General features: G+C 59.9%; 14 protein-coding genes. 4 read left to right on the forward strand and 10 right to left on the reverse strand.

Going from position 1 to position 16,349, the window contains the following annotated elements; translation table 11 throughout:
* Positions 1-43 precede the first annotated feature (43 nt).
* From JSS95_04075 to purQ, 3 genes are all read right to left on the reverse strand, one after another.
* Complete coding sequence (locus tag JSS95_04075; GenBank protein ID MBS1798983.1) at positions 44-817, reverse strand: cytochrome c oxidase subunit 3; 774 nt, start codon at positions 815-817, stop codon at positions 44-46.
* Between the two features lie 100 nt (positions 818-917).
* Complete coding sequence (locus JSS95_04080) at positions 918-1,712, reverse strand: exopolysaccharide biosynthesis protein (GenBank protein ID MBS1798984.1); 795 nt, start codon at positions 1,710-1,712, stop codon at positions 918-920.
* 17 nt (positions 1,713-1,729) lie between these two features.
* Positions 1,730-2,431 (reverse strand): phosphoribosylformylglycinamidine synthase subunit PurQ, encoded by a 702-nt coding sequence (gene purQ, locus JSS95_04085; protein MBS1798985.1) that lies wholly within the window; start codon positions 2,429-2,431, stop codon positions 1,730-1,732.
* 55 nt (positions 2,432-2,486) lie between these two features.
* On the opposite strand from purQ, the gene JSS95_04090 reads away from it, so the two are divergent.
* Positions 2,487-2,984, forward strand: coding sequence for an AI-2E family transporter (locus JSS95_04090; GenBank protein ID MBS1798986.1), 498 nt, complete (start codon positions 2,487-2,489; stop codon positions 2,982-2,984).
* Positions 2,985-3,315: 331 nt separating this feature from the next.
* On the opposite strand, the gene JSS95_04095 is transcribed toward JSS95_04090, so the two are convergent.
* Together JSS95_04095 and JSS95_04100 are read right to left on the reverse strand one after the other, a co-directional pair.
* Positions 3,316-5,121 carry an ABC transporter permease subunit gene (locus tag JSS95_04095; GenBank protein MBS1798987.1) on the reverse strand — a complete coding sequence of 602 codons (1,806 nt, stop codon included), beginning with the start codon at positions 5,119-5,121 and terminating at the stop codon, positions 3,316-3,318.
* Positions 5,118-6,464: a nitrate/sulfonate/bicarbonate ABC transporter ATP-binding protein gene (locus JSS95_04100; protein ID MBS1798988.1), complete on the reverse strand. Its 1,347-nt coding sequence runs from the start codon at positions 6,462-6,464 to the stop codon at positions 5,118-5,120. The genes JSS95_04095 and JSS95_04100 overlap by 4 nt, the downstream gene beginning before the upstream one ends.
* A gap of 164 nt (positions 6,465-6,628) precedes the next feature.
* On the opposite strand from JSS95_04100, the gene JSS95_04105 reads away from it, so the two are divergent.
* A complete protein-coding gene (locus JSS95_04105) occupies positions 6,629-7,009 on the forward strand; it encodes a response regulator (GenBank protein ID MBS1798989.1) in 381 nt (126 codons plus the stop codon).
* 310 nt (positions 7,010-7,319) lie between these two features.
* Here JSS95_04105 and JSS95_04110 read toward each other — a convergent pair whose 3' ends face one another.
* From JSS95_04110 to JSS95_04130, 5 genes are all read right to left on the reverse strand, one after another.
* A complete protein-coding gene (locus JSS95_04110; GenBank protein ID MBS1798990.1) occupies positions 7,320-7,916 on the reverse strand; it encodes a putative colanic acid biosynthesis acetyltransferase in 597 nt (198 codons plus the stop codon).
* Between the two features lie 26 nt (positions 7,917-7,942).
* The gene (locus JSS95_04115; protein MBS1798991.1) at positions 7,943-9,112 is read right to left on the reverse strand and encodes a glycosyltransferase; all 1,170 of its coding nucleotides are present in this window, start codon (positions 9,110-9,112) and stop codon (positions 7,943-7,945) included.
* Positions 9,113-9,175: 63 nt separating this feature from the next.
* Complete coding sequence (locus JSS95_04120; GenBank protein ID MBS1798992.1) at positions 9,176-10,429, reverse strand: glycosyltransferase family 4 protein; 1,254 nt, start codon at positions 10,427-10,429, stop codon at positions 9,176-9,178.
* 44 nt (positions 10,430-10,473) lie between these two features.
* Positions 10,474-11,481 (reverse strand): polysaccharide biosynthesis/export family protein, encoded by a 1,008-nt coding sequence (locus JSS95_04125; protein MBS1798993.1) that lies wholly within the window; start codon positions 11,479-11,481, stop codon positions 10,474-10,476.
* Positions 11,481-13,736 (reverse strand): polysaccharide biosynthesis tyrosine autokinase, encoded by a 2,256-nt coding sequence (locus tag JSS95_04130; GenBank protein MBS1798994.1) that lies wholly within the window; start codon positions 13,734-13,736, stop codon positions 11,481-11,483. Before JSS95_04130 ends, JSS95_04125 begins: the two co-directional genes overlap by 1 nt.
* Positions 13,737-13,875: 139 nt before the next feature.
* On the opposite strand from JSS95_04130, the gene JSS95_04135 reads away from it, so the two are divergent.
* Entirely contained in the window at positions 13,876-15,288 is a 1,413-nt protein-coding gene (locus tag JSS95_04135) for a UDP-glucose/GDP-mannose dehydrogenase family protein (protein MBS1798995.1), read from the forward strand.
* A 107-nt stretch (positions 15,289-15,395) separates the two neighbouring features.
* A complete protein-coding gene (locus tag JSS95_04140; GenBank protein ID MBS1798996.1) occupies positions 15,396-16,334 on the forward strand; it encodes an SDR family oxidoreductase in 939 nt (312 codons plus the stop codon).
* Positions 16,335-16,349: the final 15 nt, after the last annotated feature.

The following is a 16,349-nucleotide window of genomic DNA, read 5'->3' on the forward strand; positions in this document are numbered from 1 at the left end:
TGACACTTTTGTCAGCGTTGAAGCTACAGGATGTGGGGTGGGGCTACTGGCAGAAGGCGAGGAGGGCGAAGAGGAAGATCCAGAAGACGCCCATGGCGTGCCAGTACCAGGCGGTGCAGTCGATCAGTATCTGGCGCGTCTCAAGCTGGCGCGAGGCGTAGAGGCCGGTGAGAGAGGCCAGCAGCGCGCCGATGCCGAGGAAGAGGTGGATGGCGTGGGTGTATGTGATGAGGTAGAAGAAGTGGCTTGATGGATTGGAGCTGAAGAAGACGTGCTGGATCGTCAACTGGTGCCAGGCGATGGCCTGCCCGATGAGGAAGAGCAGCCCCAGGAAGGTGGTCGCCACAAGCCAGGGGAGGACGCGCCGGGTGAGCGGTTTACCGATACCCAGCCACTCGTCCATGACGTCGGTCTCGCGGAACATGCTGCGCCTGGCCAATTCCATGGAGACGGAGCTGATCAGAAGGACGGCGGTGTTGAGCCAGAGGATGGGCGGGATGGCCGTGGGCAGCCAGGAGTTGACGTAGCGGTTGTAGACGTCGATGTGGCTGGAGTGCTGGGCGACGAAGAAGGCACTGACGATGGCGACGAAGAACATGAGGTCGCCTGCGAGAGCGAAGAAGAGTCCGAGGCGGGCTCGTCCGAGTTTTTCTCGGGGGCCACGGCGCCCCTGGGGGCGGTCGTTCCAGTTTTCGTTGTCGCCCCCGCCGCCGGTGCGTTTGTCGGTTGGCGGACGCCGGCCGTGGCCACCTTCATGATCATCGAGGCGGCGTTTTTTCTCGCGCTCGGTGTTGATGGGGGTGATGGTGGATGGCATGGACGGCCTCTCGCAAGACGAAACGCGCTAAAGACAGCTTACTCCGGTTTGATGCTTTTGGCTCAAGGAGAGAGCGTCTTCGGCTTCATTCTGCGGGCGGTCAGCGGCGGAGGAGGCGCTGCCACCAGGATTTGCCGGGTTCCTGCTCGTCGTAGAGATGGAAGGGCTCGGGCTGGGGCGGCATGGCGTTGTTCATGAAGGCCGCCAGCGGGTTCGAGACGCAGAGGAGGTGCGCGTAGTCGGGTCCGTATTCTTCGGCGACAAAGTCGTGGGCGTCGCGCATTCTGGGAGGGCGCGAGGTGGTGTTGTGCGCGTCGGTGGCCAGGAAGTGGACCCAGCGTTTGGCGAGCAGATCGTGGGCCATCCGTTGCGCCTGCCGCCCCATGCGTCCCATGACCGAGCCCGCGGTGACCTGGACGAGCACGCCGCCACGGAGCCATTCGGCGATGCGCTGGGGCTCCTTCTGGAGGGTCGGGTTGCGCTCGGGATGGGTGAGGATGGGGGTCAGGCCTTCGATCTGCATCTGGTAGAAGGTCTCGGGGAGGCTGCGGGGGAGCGCGTAGTCGGGGACCTCGACGAGGATGTAAATGCCGCCGTTGAGGGAGAAACGCGTGGGATCGTCGTGCGCCTGCTGGATGTTGTCGTAGGACATGTGGAAGTCGCAGCCGCGGCCGAGCTTGAGCTTCAAGCCTTCAGCGTCGATGCGATGTTGCAGTTCGGCGATCTTGGCGTCGATGGTTTCGGGAATGTACTGCCAACGATCGTTGGCGTGGGGGGTGCAGGCGATGTGGGTGATTCCGTCGGCTGCAGCGATGCGCGCCATCTCGAGCGAGGTTTCGAGGCTGGTTGCGCCGTCGTCCTGGTTCCAGAGCAGATGATGATGGATGTCGATCATCGTGTTGGCTCCAGAGGTCAGCGGGCGGCTGAGGCGAGTGATACGGCTAGTGACTGGAAGAGCAGGAGGCCGTCGGCTGAGCCGAGAAGAGACTCGCTGGAGCGGTCCGGGTGCGGCATCATGCCGAGGACGTTGCGGCCCTCGCTGAGAATGCCGGCGATGTTTTCAAGCGAGCCGTTGGGGTTGGCCTGCGGTGTGATCGCGCCCTCGGGAGTGGCGTAGCGGAAGGCGATGCGGTCTTCGGCCTTCAACTTCGCGAGCGTGCCGGCGTCGCAGAAGTAGTTACCCTCCATGTGGCCGATGGGCATCTGGAGGACGCGGCCTTTTTCGAGGCCGTGGGTAAAAGGTGAGTCTGTCGTCTCGGTGCGCAGGTGGACCTGCTTGCAGATGTAGTTCTGGCCGGCGTTGCGCATGAGCGCGCCGGGCAGGAGGCCGGACTCGCAGAGGATCTGGAAGCCGTTGCAGATTCCCATGACGAGGCCCCCGTTGCGGGCGAACTTCTGGACGGACTGCATGACCGGGGCGAACCTGGCGATGGCCCCGGTGCGGAGGTAGTCGCCGTAGGCGAAGCCGCCGGGAACGAGGATGGCGTCGCAGTTCTGGAGGTCTTCGGAGGCGTGCCAGAGGAAGGTCACGGGCTGCTCGACGAGGTTCTCGATGACGTTGTAGGTGTCGTGATCGCAGTTGGAACCGGGGAAGACGAGGACGCCGAATTTCATGGGTTAAGGATAGCATTCATGGAAGGGCGTTCCGATAGCGCGAAGGCTGGTGGATATGGCAGCAGGCAATACTCCCGGAGCACATCTGAAGACGGCGGGCCGCGCGCTGGTGGACTGGTGGCGGGCGGCGACGCTGGATGCGCTGATTGTGGGAGTGCTGTGGCTGATCGGGCTGGAGTTGATCCGCGTACCGCTGGCGCCGATGTGGGCGCTGCTTGGGGCGATGCTGCAGATTATTCCGGTGTACGGAAGTATGCTGGCGCTGGTGGGGCCGGTGCTGTCGGTCGCCTTCAAAGGATCAGATGATTGGTGGAGGCTTGGGTTGGTGTTGGGACTCTATGGCCTGATCGTTGCTCTTGAAGGACTGGTGATCGCGCCGTATGTGCTGCATCGTACGACGAAGGTGCCGTGGTGGGCGGCGCTGGTGGGGCCGATTGTGCTGGGGATTGTGATTCCGTTTTGGGGAGTGCTGCTGGCTCCTCCGCTGCTGGCGGTTGTGTTTGCGTTTCGCAATCGCGCTCAGCCGAAGCCGCCTCATGCTCCTGGGTCTTGAAATGGTGATGAGTTCTCGAGGCATACCCCAGGGCTAAAGCCCCTTTCTTCTTTGGCGAGGATGAGACCCGAGGCTGAAGCCTCGGGCTACCTGGAAGCGGATCGCGCTCTCGCGCGATGGCCCACATCTGGCGAGAGGCCGCTGGATATGGGGCACCCGGCACTCGACTTGGCACCATGTTCGCGACGGGTTTTCGTAACGAGTTGGAGGCTCAGCGTAGCGCGATTCTTAGCAGAAACAAGTACAGTTCGAGCTTCACTCGAATACCCACCTTAGTCACTGCGTGGCGAAGATGGGGCACCCGATTTTTGAGCGGGAAACTTCGAGATCCTCAGGCACCGAGTTTGTAGCGGGTCTCGGCGAGGCGGTAGAGCGGGCGCCAGACGAGGCGGTTGATGGTGACAACCATCATGGCCATGACGATGGTGGCGAGCAGAAGGATCTGGAACTGGCCGCTGTCGGTGGCGGCGCTGATGACGGCGCCGAGGCCGATCGTCTCGAGGGTCTGGTTCTTGAGGTGAAAGTACTCGGCGATGATGCTTGCGTTCCACGCGCCCCCGGATGCCGTGACGAGGCCGGTGACGAGGTAGGGGAAGATGCCCGGCAGGATGACGGTGCGCCAGCGCTGGGCGCGAGGGAAACGGAAGAGCTCCGCGACCTCGCGCAGGTCGGAGGGGATGGCCATGGCCCCGGCGATGACGTTGAACAGGATGTACCACTGTGTGCCGAGCATCATCAGCGCGATGGAGCCGACGCCGAGGCCTCCGCCCATCTGGACGAGGGCAAGGAGGATGACGGGGAAGAGCGCGGTTGCGGGCACCGAGGCGGCGATCTGCGCCAGGGGTTGCGCGATGCGCGCGAGGCGCGGGTGAAAGCCGATGGCTACGCCGACGGGGATGGTCCACGCCGAGGCGAGCAGCAGGGCAACGTTGACGCGGAGGAAGGTGGCGAGGGCTCCTTTCATGATCTGGCCGAACTGGCTCCAGGCGATCTGGCGCAGAAGCTGAAGCGCGTGGAAGGCAGCGTAGAGAATGGCGGCGGCGATCAGAACGAGGACGGCTCCGCGGAGGATATTGACGAGCCGTTCGTTGCGATTCGCTTCGGGCTCGGCGGTAACGGTTTGTGCGGCGAGGCGCCGACGCTCGAAGGCCGATCTTCGATTGCTGTCGACGCGGCGGTAGAAGGCTTCGGCGAGGGGGTCGACGGTGTGTTTGCGAAGGGCGCGGATGCCTTGCGAGTGTTGCACCAGGTGCAGCAGCGGCGAGTTGATACGCGAGGTGGTCTCGATCTGCTCGAACTTGAACTTGTCGCTCCAGGCGATGATGGGACGCCAGATGATCTGGTCGGTCGCGACGATGATGGCGATCATCGTTGCCAGTCCCCAGGCGATGGCGGAGAAGTCGCCTTTGCTGGCGGCGGTCTGCAGATAGGAACCGAGGCCGGGCAGGCGGAAGTCGCGCGTGCCGAGGACGAACATCTCGCAGGCCATGAGGAAGAACCAACCTCCGGCGACGGAGACCATGGAGTTCCAGACGAGTCCGATGGCGGCGTAGGGCAGCTCGAGCGAGAAGAGGCGCTGCCAGCGGGAGAACTTGTAGATGGTGGCTGCTTCGCCAAGCTCGCGCGGGATGCTCTTGAGCGAGGAGTAGAAGCTGAAGGCCATGTTCCAGACCTGGCCGGTGAAGATGAGCAGGATCGCTCCCATCTCCACGCCGATCTGGCGCGTGGGAAAGAGCGCGACCATCGCGAGCATGACGCCGGGCAGGAAGCTGAGCACGGGGATCGATTGCAGGATGTCGAGTCCGGCGATCATCAACGCTTCGATACGGCGGTTGTATGCGGCGATGTATCCGTAGGCGATGGCGAAGACCAGCGAGAGCAGGTAGGCCAGGCCGATGCGCACGACGGAGTAGAAGGCGTAGCGCGGCAGGGCGCGCGGGCTGAGCGAGATGGTGATCTCTGGGACGGCGTGGCCGAACCAGTACTGCGCGAGCTGGACGACGCCATAGAAGCAGGCGAGGCCGATGCCGGCGACGCAGAGGTCGAGCACGACAGGCCAGCTTCGGCGGAGGACCTGCGCGCGGGCCAGCGTCTCGCGCCCCCGGACGTAGCTGAAACTGTCCGGAAGCCGGATCATGCGTCGATCTCCGCGCCGGTGGCGGTGTCCTGGTGTAGCACCTCGGGCTGAATGAAGCGGCGGCGCGAGGCGTCGAAATCGAAGATCTCGGCATAGCGGCCCCAGTTGATGGCGGTCTCGAGCTGGCGCAGGGTCTCGTCCTCGCTGAACTGCTCGTCGAGCACGTCGTGGAAGAACTCCTCGGAGACGCTCTTGTCGCTCTTGGCCTCGATGGCGCGAACGATCTGGCGGAGGAGAAGGACGTTCTCGATGGCCGCGGTACGGAAGAGCTCCTTCTGGCGAAGGATCTCGGAGTTGGCGTATTCAGCGCCGAGGGGCGTGATGAGGGCGTCGCCTTCAGTTACGGTAAGGAAACCGAGGAGCTGGGCGGCGTCGACGATGGGGAGCAGGTCGTCGATCTCGAAGGCGAGGTCGTCGGCGAGTTTATAGATGTCGTCGCGACCGTTGTGGTCGACGAGCAGCTCGAGCAGGCCGGCGATTCCGCCGGGACGCGCGTGCGGCAGCATCTGGTATTGCATGTGGCGCTGGTCGCGGACCTTCTTTCCGGTCGCGGTCTGGGGCAGCGCCGGGGGCTGCGCGTCGGGCTGGGTGAGCACCTTGTAGATGTAGTCGACGAGCTGGGTGAAGGCGCTGGCCTTGCGTTCGCGCGGGTGTGCGAGCGAGACGCGGAAGTCGGTGCGGACGTGGCCGGGGTTGCGGCCAAGCACGATGATGCGGTCGGCGAGCAGCACGGCCTCTTCGATGTTGTGGGTGACGATGAAGATGGCGCGCGTGGGAATGGTCTTGTTGTGCCACAGCTCGAGGAGCTCGGAGCGCAGGTTCTCGGCAGTGAGGACGTCGAGGGCAGAGAAGGGCTCGTCCATGAAGAGGACCTCGGGCTCGACGACGAGGGCGCGAGCGAAGCCGACGCGCTGACGCATGCCGCCGGAGAGCTCCTTGGGGTAGGCGGCCTGGAAGCCGTCGAGGCCGACGGTGTCGAGGATCTTCATGGCGCGCTTGCGGCGCTCGGCGGGCTCCATGCCCTGGGCCTTGAGCGGCGCCTCGACGTTTTCAAAGACGGTGAGCCAGGGGAAGAGCGCGAAGCTCTGGAAGACGATGGAGACGTTGACGTCGGCGGTCTGAATGGGACGATCATGCCAGTAGACGGTCCCGGCGGAGGGTTTGGAGAGACCGGTGAGCATCCGCATGAGGGTCGACTTGCCGGAACCCGAAGGACCGAGCAGGGCCACGATCTCGCCTTCACCGATGGAGAGGTCGGTGGGCGAGATGACCTGAATACGGTTCTCGCTGGGTTGCGCGTAATATTTCTCAACCCGTTCGGCGCGTATGATCACATGCTGCATGGCAAGCCTGAGTTTATGTGCTTAGAATGTAACGGTTGCAGGGAGTTGCTGGTCTCGATCCTTAGGCCCAGCGTATCATTAGTTTATAAGACTTTGGTAAAGCGACGTACGTGGATCGCATTGCAATGAGCTATTAAATGATTCAAGCGAGGAAATGACCGAGTATGCCAGAGATGCCGTCCACGTCTGCCAGGCCGAAGGTACTTGTTGCCGACGACGAGCAGGTGATTGCAAACACACTTGCCATTATTTTAAACCAGGCAGGATTTGAGGCGCGAGCTGTGTTCAGCGGAGAAAAGGCCGTAGAGCTGCTCGACAGCTTTCAGCCCGACATGCTGATCAGCGATGTCATTATGACGGGGATGACTGGGATCGAGGCAGCGATCGTTACGCGCTCCCGTTTGCCGAAGTGCAAGATTCTTCTGTTCTCCGGTCAGGCTGCGACGGCTGATTTGTTGGAGAAGGCCCGCGAGCAGGGTCATGAGTTTGAGATTCTGGCCAAGCCGGTTCATCCGACAGATCTGCTGGCGAAGTTGCGGGGATAAAGCTGTAGAGCGGGCTTTCAGCGTCTGTGTGAGAACTGGGGTAAATCGATCGGGCTTCAGCCCTCTCAGTTCTCGGTGTTCTGTCCATGGGGCTTCGCCCCATGCTGGTATAGCACGCGCCGTTGGCGCTGAAGGTTTTGCTGGTTCTCACACAATCTCTTTCAGCCCCCGGTATCGTCCGCGTTGGACCCAAACCTGGGGCTGCTCCTCAGGCTGGTAGAGTACGGGTCTTCGGCCCTTGAAAGCATCTGCGACATCTTTGTGAAGACAGTTATCGTCCGAAATTCGCAGCTGCAAATGAAATTGCTCGTTAGGACGGTGAGTGTCGCTTGCGGTCTTTGATCTTGACTGCGGGTGAGCCGGCGTAGACGGTCCAGGCTTCGAGGTTGCGGGTTGCGACGGAGGCGAGGCCGAGCACTGCACCCTCGGCAACGTTGACTCCGGGAGCTACGGAGGCGCGTGCGCAGATCCAGGCGTAGGGCCCGAGCGTCATGCGGTAGGCGATCAGGGGAAAAGCGGGATCGTCGTAGTCGTGGGTTGCTCCGCAGAGATAGGCACTTTGGGAGAGGATGACATGAGAGCCGAGTTCGATGGGAGCTGGGTTGTAGATCTCTGCGCCATCGGCGGCAGTCACTTGATTGGCGCAGATGAGGTTCCACGGAGCCCATATTTTTGATCCGGGGTAGAAGTGGCAATCGGGGCCCATGGTTGCGCCAAAGAGACGAAGCAGCTTGGAGCGCCAGGCATGGAATGGCCGGGGCGAAAAGCGATAGAACAGCAGCCAGCAGATATTCCAGGTCAGTCGCAGGAGACGGTTAGCCAGTGAGAATGCAGGGCGGAGATAAGGGTCTGCTGCCGTCTGTGCGGAGATGTGTTCGGCCGCGTTGTAATGAATTGGTCTGGGCATATTGGAGCGGTTCAGGTCAAAGTTGGCTAGACGGTCTCCTTGCCCGGTGTCGTTGCAGACTCGAAGAGGCGGATGATTGCCTTGGCATTTTCTCGCATATCGTACCGCGTCTGGAAGCACTGCCGGGCACGGATTGCCATGTCCCTGCGTTCGTCGATGGACATGGCGATCCAGCGTTCGAGGAGATGAAGCGTTCCTTCCGGCGTATCCATCTCCATCAGGCCGGCATTGTCGTCTGCGATGTCTTCGGCGATGTTGACCTTGTCTGCGAGGAGAACCGGAGTTCCGCAGCCCAGCGCTTCTGCTACGGCAATACCGAAGTTCTCCTGGTGTGAGGGGAGGATAAAGGCTTCCGAGGCGTAAAAGGCGCCCCACTTGCCATCGCCAGTAATCATTCCGGGCCAGTGGACGCGATGGTCGATACCTGCGTTCCTGGCCATCTGCTTCAGGATGGAAGCCCATTGCTGCTGGTCCGGGCCCGCCATGACGAGTTCGAGGTCTGGATCGGTTGGAGCGGCCTTGGCAAAGGCCTGAATGAGCATGTCGCAGCCTTTCTTTTTGTGAATGCGGCCGAGAAAGAGCAGAAACCTTTTGCCGCGGACACCGGGGCACTTCTCGTAAAAGGCTGTCTTCAGTTGATCAGCGGGCTTCTCCGGCGGGCTATTAGCGCCATAGGGAACAACGTAGGGATTCCACTTATGCAACCAGAAGCTTTGCTCGGCGAGACGTTTTTCTGCCTGGGACGTGAAGAGAACGCGATAGGCATCACGCAGAATACGGTACTCGGCCGGCACCCAGTAGAGCCACTTTTTAATGTGCTTCAGGGGGAAGGCGTGCTTGAAGTAAGGATCGAGCATGCCGTGCGTAAAGACGACATAGGGTGTATTTCCGGCAAGTGCCTGCCACGCCGCAAAGCCACAGTATTGCCATAACCCGTTGACGACAACACCGTCGAACCGGTCACGGTTCTTCTTCAGCCAGGGCAGAAGCTTTGTGTTAAAGCCGTAGGTCGTGCTGGTTGGGCCGAGGGCATGGACGGGAAAGCCAGTTTGTTTCAGGTACGGCGCGGACGGATCGTCAAGCGTGACGACCTCGCCGATATAGCCGATCGGCCCATAGCTGAGGAGTACGCGCACCGATTCGACGGGGCCACCGGCTTCGGGGTTCAGCGTTGCGATGATGTGCAGTATTCGCATAGAAGTTAATGCCTATCGAGAATAGCAGCCGCCTCCACGGATTTGAGCGGCTGGGTTAGCAGGTCATGGTGCAATCTTTTTTGTGACTGCGGCAAGTGCATGCCGCAAGCCGCGAACATCCTCTTCAAAATCCCAGGATCGAATCCGTTCAAGCGCATGCTCTCCCATCCGTTGCGTTGTTTCAGGGGTTGTCAGTATGCGGCGCAGCGCGCCAGCGAGGGCGTCGCGATCGCCGACGGGAAATATCTCTCCTTCAATGCCAGATGTGACGAGGTCGCGCTGGCAGCCGACGTCGTCGGAGACGATAACGGGGCGCGCGGCATTCATCACCTCGTTGACGATCAGCCCCCACGGCTCGTGACGCGATGGTAGAACGAAGACGGAGCAGAGGTCGAAGAACCCTGGAAGTTCGGACTGATTGCGAAAGCCGCAGAAGCGAATGCTTCCAAAACCGGTTTCCCGCGCGGTTTGTTCAAGAGCGGGGCGTTGTGCTCCATCGCCAACAATGACCAGGTAAGGATGAGGCTCGATGCCGGGAGCAGGAGAGAGACGACGATAGGCCTCCAGGAGATCGGCGCAGCCTTTACGCTCCTGGAGCTTGGAGGCAAAGAGAATGACCGGACGTGTAGGATCCAGGTTCAATTCTTGCTGTAGAGAAGAACGGTTGGGCCTGGCGTCGCGGCTGCATTGTTGAAAATAACTGTTGTCGACAGCATAGGGCATGAAGAACTGCGGGATGTCCGCGCCGAAGTGCTGCTGCCAGAACTTCGCATTCAGGGTGCCGATGGGGAGAACACCGCTGACGAGCTTGCCGAGCAGATGAAGATAGAGTTGTTGAAGTGCCTGTCTCCACCGATGCCGTTCGTTCCCGCTGATCCTGGACTCCGCCCGGACGAGCACGGGGATACCGAGAGACCTGGCAGCAAGCATGGCATGTAGAGCGTTGACGTTTGCATAGCCATGAAGCCAGAGGGCATCAAAACCGGGTTGATCACCGCGACCTCGAAGACGGCTGAAGATGCCGTGGTTGAGGGGAGAGGTCCGCGTGATTCTCCCTAGATCGCGGAGAGAGGGTAAAAACTCGTGTTTGTATCCCCCCAGTAGAGGCACATCCCATTTGACGCCCACGCCGCCGAAGCCTACGTCGTTATAGCCACGTATGGAGAAATCGGAACCGAAGAAGGCAGTGAGGTCGATGTCGGGTTCCTGGGCGATGCGCCGCAGAAGTGGCGCCTGGTACTGAATGGGATGCGTGACCAGATAAGCCAGGCGGACTGCGTTCTTCTTCTCCTGGGTCCGCTTGGGGAGGGAATCCATGATCGCTTGCTCTGTCCTCGGTTATCCAATCATTGAGTTGCAGGCTATGGTCGAGCGGCCACAACAAGAATCGAAGCCAGACCGAGCAGAGTAGAAAGGCCACCCGACTTGATCGCAGCCCTCATGGCATCGCTTGGCAGGAAGACGATATCGTCCACCTGAAGGACAGGGTCTGGATCCTTGCCGTTCATCACGCGCTTGATATTGACGTGCACAACTTTACGGTCCAGGCCGACGGTACGAATCAATCTCAGGTCGCCAGATTTTCCCTCGAATCCCGGTCCACCGGAAAGAGCCGCAACCTGCATCAGGGTTAAAGGCGAGTTTTGCTGAAGAGGAATCGCCCCCTGGAGTTTGAAGGCCCCAAGAACGTAGACGACACCTGTCCGGGAGACAAGGATGGTATCGCCGGGGAAGATTGGCACGTTTGCCTTATCGCTCTGTAAGGGATCGGTCCCGAGGTCGACGACGATAGGCTTGTCGACTCCCGGGCGTTGAATCGTGATGAGGTGACTTGCCGTAGGGGGCAGTCCTCCGGCCGTGGCGAGAACATCCAGGAGCTTGCGCTGGCCTCGAATTGGAACAACGCCATGTAGCTCTCCACTGACGGTTGCTGACTGATTGGGGGATTCCGTCAGTTGGACAGCTACCTGCGGATTGCGATACATGCCGGCAGCGATGAGCTTAAGTGCGATTGCCCTCTCCGCTTCATGTATGGTGAGGTCCTGGAGCTGAACCTTTTCGATGAGAGGCAACTGCACCGAGCCATCCAGGCTAACGACTGCCGTAGGGACATAATCAGCCGAGCCATAAATATGTACGGCAATGACATCTCCTGGGGCAAGGCGTATCTCACGGTTCTGTGGGAAGAGAACCGCCGGGTCGGTTGTAGGAGCGATGGCGCGATTTACTGGCGTCGAGGAACTGAGGGCAGGGCCGCTGAACTGCGCATGAGCTGCAGTCGTTGTCATGCCAGCAAGGCATAAAGCCAACAGAAAAATTGACCGGCGGAAGAATGAGCGGCGTGGCCGTATTGAGAAGGAAGAGTGCATCACGATTCCGCGTCCCTTCCTTTTTTTACGGTGTCAGATGCGGACTCCCGCGATTGCCAGCTTCCCGCTTCGGCCCCTGAATAGCCGTACTCGGAATATCCGTAGTAGCCATAGTATTCCGGAGAACTGAGGTCGACAGCATTCAGGACGATGCCAGTGATGGGAGCGCCGGAACGCAGGAGAAGGTCCCGCGCACGGCGTACGATGTGCTTGCTCGATTTGCCGTGGCGAACGATCAGGATGACAGCGTCCGTCCGGCGCGCCAGTACGACACCATCGGTAACGGACAGGATCGGAGGCGAATCGAGAATGATGTGCGTATAAATCTGCCCGCAATGCTCAAACAGCTTGTCCATTGCCTCGGAGCTAAGCATCTCGGTGGGGAAAGGAGGGACTGGGCCGCTGACGAGGACGTCGAGATTGGGGACGTCGGGGATCTTCTGAATGGACTGTTCGAGGGTAGTGGCCCCGGTGAGAAGTGTCGTTAGTCCGACACGTCCATTCAGTCCAAAGCGGTGATGAACATTTGGACGTCTGAGGTCGGCATCGATCAGAAGGACGCGCGCATCGCCTTGTGCCAGGACGCAGGCGAGATTGCTTGCGGCGGTTGTTTTTCCTTCCGATGGCGTTGCGCTGGTAAGAAGGATGAATTTGGGGGGATGTCCTGCTGTTGAGAGCAGAAGCGCAGTCCGAAGCGAACGGAAGGCCTCCGCGAACTGGGATTTGGGCTGCGAAAGAGAGCCGATATTGCGCATCGCGGTGGACATGCCGGCGTGATCGCCGCCGCTGCCGCGCCGCGATCGGGGGATGATGGCAAGCGAGGGAAGCTCCGTAATGCTTTCGATTTCAGCGACGCTGCGCATCCCGGTATCGAGGCTTTCCATCAGGAAGGCCAGGATGATGCCGGCGAGCACACCGAAGATCAGCGCCGTAAGAATAATGGTCGATTGCGGTCTGAGTACAGGGGCTGCTGGAAGCAACGCCTGGTCGACCACATCGATTTCAAGCGATTCAAGGCCTGCCTGCACATCGGCCGTGCGGAGCCTCTGGAGAAGGTTTTCGTACAGGTTCCGATTGGATTCGAATTCACGCTGGCGGAGGGTGTATTCCACCAGGTCGTCCCGTAGCTTATAGGCTTCGGTTTTTTGCGCTTCAAGTGCGGCAGCGGTTTGATCTTCGTTGGTTCGTGCGGCAAGATACACCTGTTTTGCCTGCAAGAGAAGGCGGTTTTGCTCGACGTTGATCTCGCGCGTCAGTTCGTCGATTTGAGCCCTTTGAGCCTTGGCCTGTGGATGGTTTGGCCCGAGGGTCGATTCCATCTGGGCATAAGCGGCGCGGGCTGTGGCAAGCTGACCGCGCAGCGTAGTCAATTCGCCGGGAGTAGTTCCAGGCACCGTATCGATCGATCCCTCGATGGAGTTAGGATCCATGCCGTTCAGCATGCGGTAACGCGACTCGGCGATGATGCGGGCTATCCGCGCATCGTTGGTCGCCTTGGAGAGTTGTTCGATGGAAGCAGTGATCTGGCTATGGTTCGGATCGAATCCTACGATACCAAGCCGTTTCTGAAGCTCCATCAGTTGTTCCTGCGAGGTTTGGACCTGCTGCTTGAGATCGTCAAGCTGACTGGAAAGCCAGTTGGAGACTCGACGGGTTGAGGCAAACCGGGTCTCGAAGCTTCGCTGAACATACGACGAGATAACTTTGTTGACGATATCGGCGGCGAGTTTGGGGCTTAGCGAGCTATAGCTGATACGAATGATGTCGGTTTTCGGCACCTGCGTGATATGCAGGTTGCTTTGCAATCTGTGAACCACGCTTTGCCGTACCTGCGGGCTGTCGAGGGCTGCGCGAGGGGATGGCGCCGGGCCTCCAAGGAAGTCGGGATTATTGGCCAGGTCCATCTCGCGGGCAACCGTCACCATCAGCGTGTCGCTTTGCAGAATAGCGACCTCGGTCAGCATTTTGGAGCCTTCAACCGTCTGGCTCTGCACTGCGCTGACCCGGTACTCGTTCGAGGAGCCGGAGCGCACCTGGATACGGCCGAAGGCTTCGTAGATGTGAGGCTGCGTCTCGGCGGAGTAGATTCCGTATACCAGCGATATCAATACGCAGACGATAACGATCCACCGGCGCTTTCTGAGTGTAATAAGGGCTTCAGAAAGCGTCGTGTCTGTAACCGCCGTGCTGAAAGACGGGGTCGGGGAGTCAGGCGTGCCCATTGAGGGCGGTGTCTGCGCGATATGCGGACCCATTCCGACTAGTCTACCAAGACCAGCGGTGCTGTCACTGGAGTAATTGTGGCAGACAGGTAACCCTTTCAGTTCCTTGAAAAAAGGCCGGAGTTCGATATGCTGGAAGTTGCCAGAGAAGGAAGTGAACTCCCCCGATACCATGAAAAAAGACATTTCGATTGCCGTCGTAGGCTCAGGATACGTAGGCCTGGTGGCCGCAGTTTGCTTCGCAGAGATGGGACATCAAGTCATCTGCGTCGACAATGACGAGCGCAAGGTGGCGGCGCTCCAGGCGGGCGACAGCCTGATCCACGAGCATTTTTTGCCAGAGCTGCTGGCTAAGCACCGCAACGGACATGTCCGTTTTACAACCGATCTGGCCGAAGCAACGCGCCAATGTGGCTCGATCTTTATCGCTGTCGGAACTCCACAGAGCGAGACAGGGGATGCGGACCTCTCCTATGTCGAAGCGGTAGCGTGTGAGATCGCCAGGTCGCTGGACAGTTACAAGGTGATTGTCGAGAAGAGCACCGTTCCGGTTTATACGAATGAGTGGATCAGCCGCGCAATGGAGCGCAATGGGGTTGATCGCAGCTTGTTCGATGTCGTTTCCAACCCTGAGTTTCTGCGGGAGGGGACGGCGGTCGTCGATTTTCTGCACCCCGATCGAATCGTGGTTGGGGCGGACAGCGAGCGGGCTGGAGCGGTCCTGAGCGAGATCTATGCTCCTCTGACGACGGGCGAGTACTACGAACGACCGGGCAGCATCTCTGGGTGTTGCAGTGTCTCGGAGCCTCCACCGCTGCTGATGACGTCGACCAAGAGCGCGGAGATCATCAAACATGCTTCGAATGCGTTTCTGGCGTTGAAGATCTCGTTTATCAATGCCGTCTCGAACCTGTGCGAAGCGGCGAATGCCAACGTGGAACAGGTGGCCCGCGGCATGGGACTTGATACCCGCATCGGTCCAAAGTTTCTCAGGCCGGGGATTGGCTATGGCGGCTCGTGCTTTCCGAAAGATGTTGCGGCGTTTCGCTCGGTTGCAGAACAGATGGGGGTCGACTTCAGCCTGCTGAGTGAGGTGGAGAAGATCAACGTCCAACAGAAGAAGCGGTTTGTCAGCAAGGTCCGCTCGGCGCTGTGGAACCTGCGCGGCAAGCGGCTGGCGGTGCTGGGGCTTGCCTTCAAAGGCGAGACCGACGACATCCGCGAGTCCCCGGCGATCGAGATTGTTCGGATGCTGATGGCAGAGGGATGTTCGATTGCCGCATTTGATCCGGCGGCGATGCCGCGCACGGAACAGGTCCTGCCGCAGAGTCAGAGCCTGCGTTATGCGCGGGACGTCTACGATGCCGCTTCGGATGCCGATGCCCTGCTGATTCTTACGGATTGGCCGGAGTTTGCAAGCCTTGACCTGAAGCAGCTCAATCAAGCCCTCCGGTATTCCATTGTGATTGATGGGCGCAATCTGTATGACCCCCGTGTACTGACAGAGCAGGGATTCACGTATCTCAGCGTGGGCCGACCGGCTGCGTATCCGGTCCGCGACCATGTTCCAATCTCTTCACGATGACAGCGGCGTCCGCGGTATAGACAAGTTGAATGATGGATTTTGAATCAGGCCGATCCCTGGCCTCTTTTGCGAACCCGGGCATTGCCGGGAGTTTAGAAAGGTGGAACATGTCGTCTCAAACTGTTCTTGTCACCGGTGCAGCGGGGTTTCTCGGCTCGCATCTGGTTGACGCGATCCTGGCGGAGGGACACAGCGTTATTGGCGTCGACAATCTCTCGACCGGAAATACGGCCAATCTCAAGCACCTTTCTTCGGAGCCGCGATTTCGTCTTCTGACCCAGGACATCACTCAGGCGTTTGATCCCGGGCCAGTCGATTATGTCTTCAACTTTGCGTCGCCTGCCAGCCCTGTCGATTACGCGCGGCTCGGCGTTGAAACGCTGCAGGTTGGGTCTTTGGGCACATTCAATACTCTCGAGATCGCCCGCAAATACAAGGCCAGCTATCTTCATGCTTCGACATCGGAGTGCTATGGAGACCCAGAGATCCATCCGCAGGTAGAGACTTATTGGGGCAATGTCAACCCGGTCGGTCCGCGGTCGGTGTACGACGAGGCAAAGCGGTTTTCTGAGGCGGTAGTGATGGCATATCACCGCTATTACGGTGTGGATACACATCTGGTCCGCATCTTCAACACCTACGGACCACGGTTGCAGGCCAACGATGGCCGCGTGATCTCGAACTTCATGGTCCAGGCCCTCAAAGGTGAACCGCTGACGATCTACGGCGATGGTTCGCAGACGCGCAGTTTTTGCTACGTCTCAGACCTGATCGAGGGCATTGTCCGGCTGTCGCGTTCCGCGGAACATATGCCGGTGAACATCGGCAACCCCACGGAATGGACGATTCTTGAGTGCGCGCAGGAGATTCTGGCGGTTACAGGATCAAAGTCGGAGATCGTCCGCAAGCCGCTGCCGCAGGACGATCCCACGCGCCGCCGCCCCGATATCGCGCGCGCCCGGACGCTGCTGGGATGGGAGCCCGGCATCTCATTGCGCGAGGGATTGCAGCGTTCGCTCGACTACTTTCGCGCAAGCATAGGCTAGTTTAGCGGTTTCCTT

This window comes from Acidobacteriota bacterium (assembly GCA_018268895.1).
In the GTDB taxonomy this organism is placed as follows: domain Bacteria; phylum Acidobacteriota; class Terriglobia; order Terriglobales; family Acidobacteriaceae; genus Edaphobacter.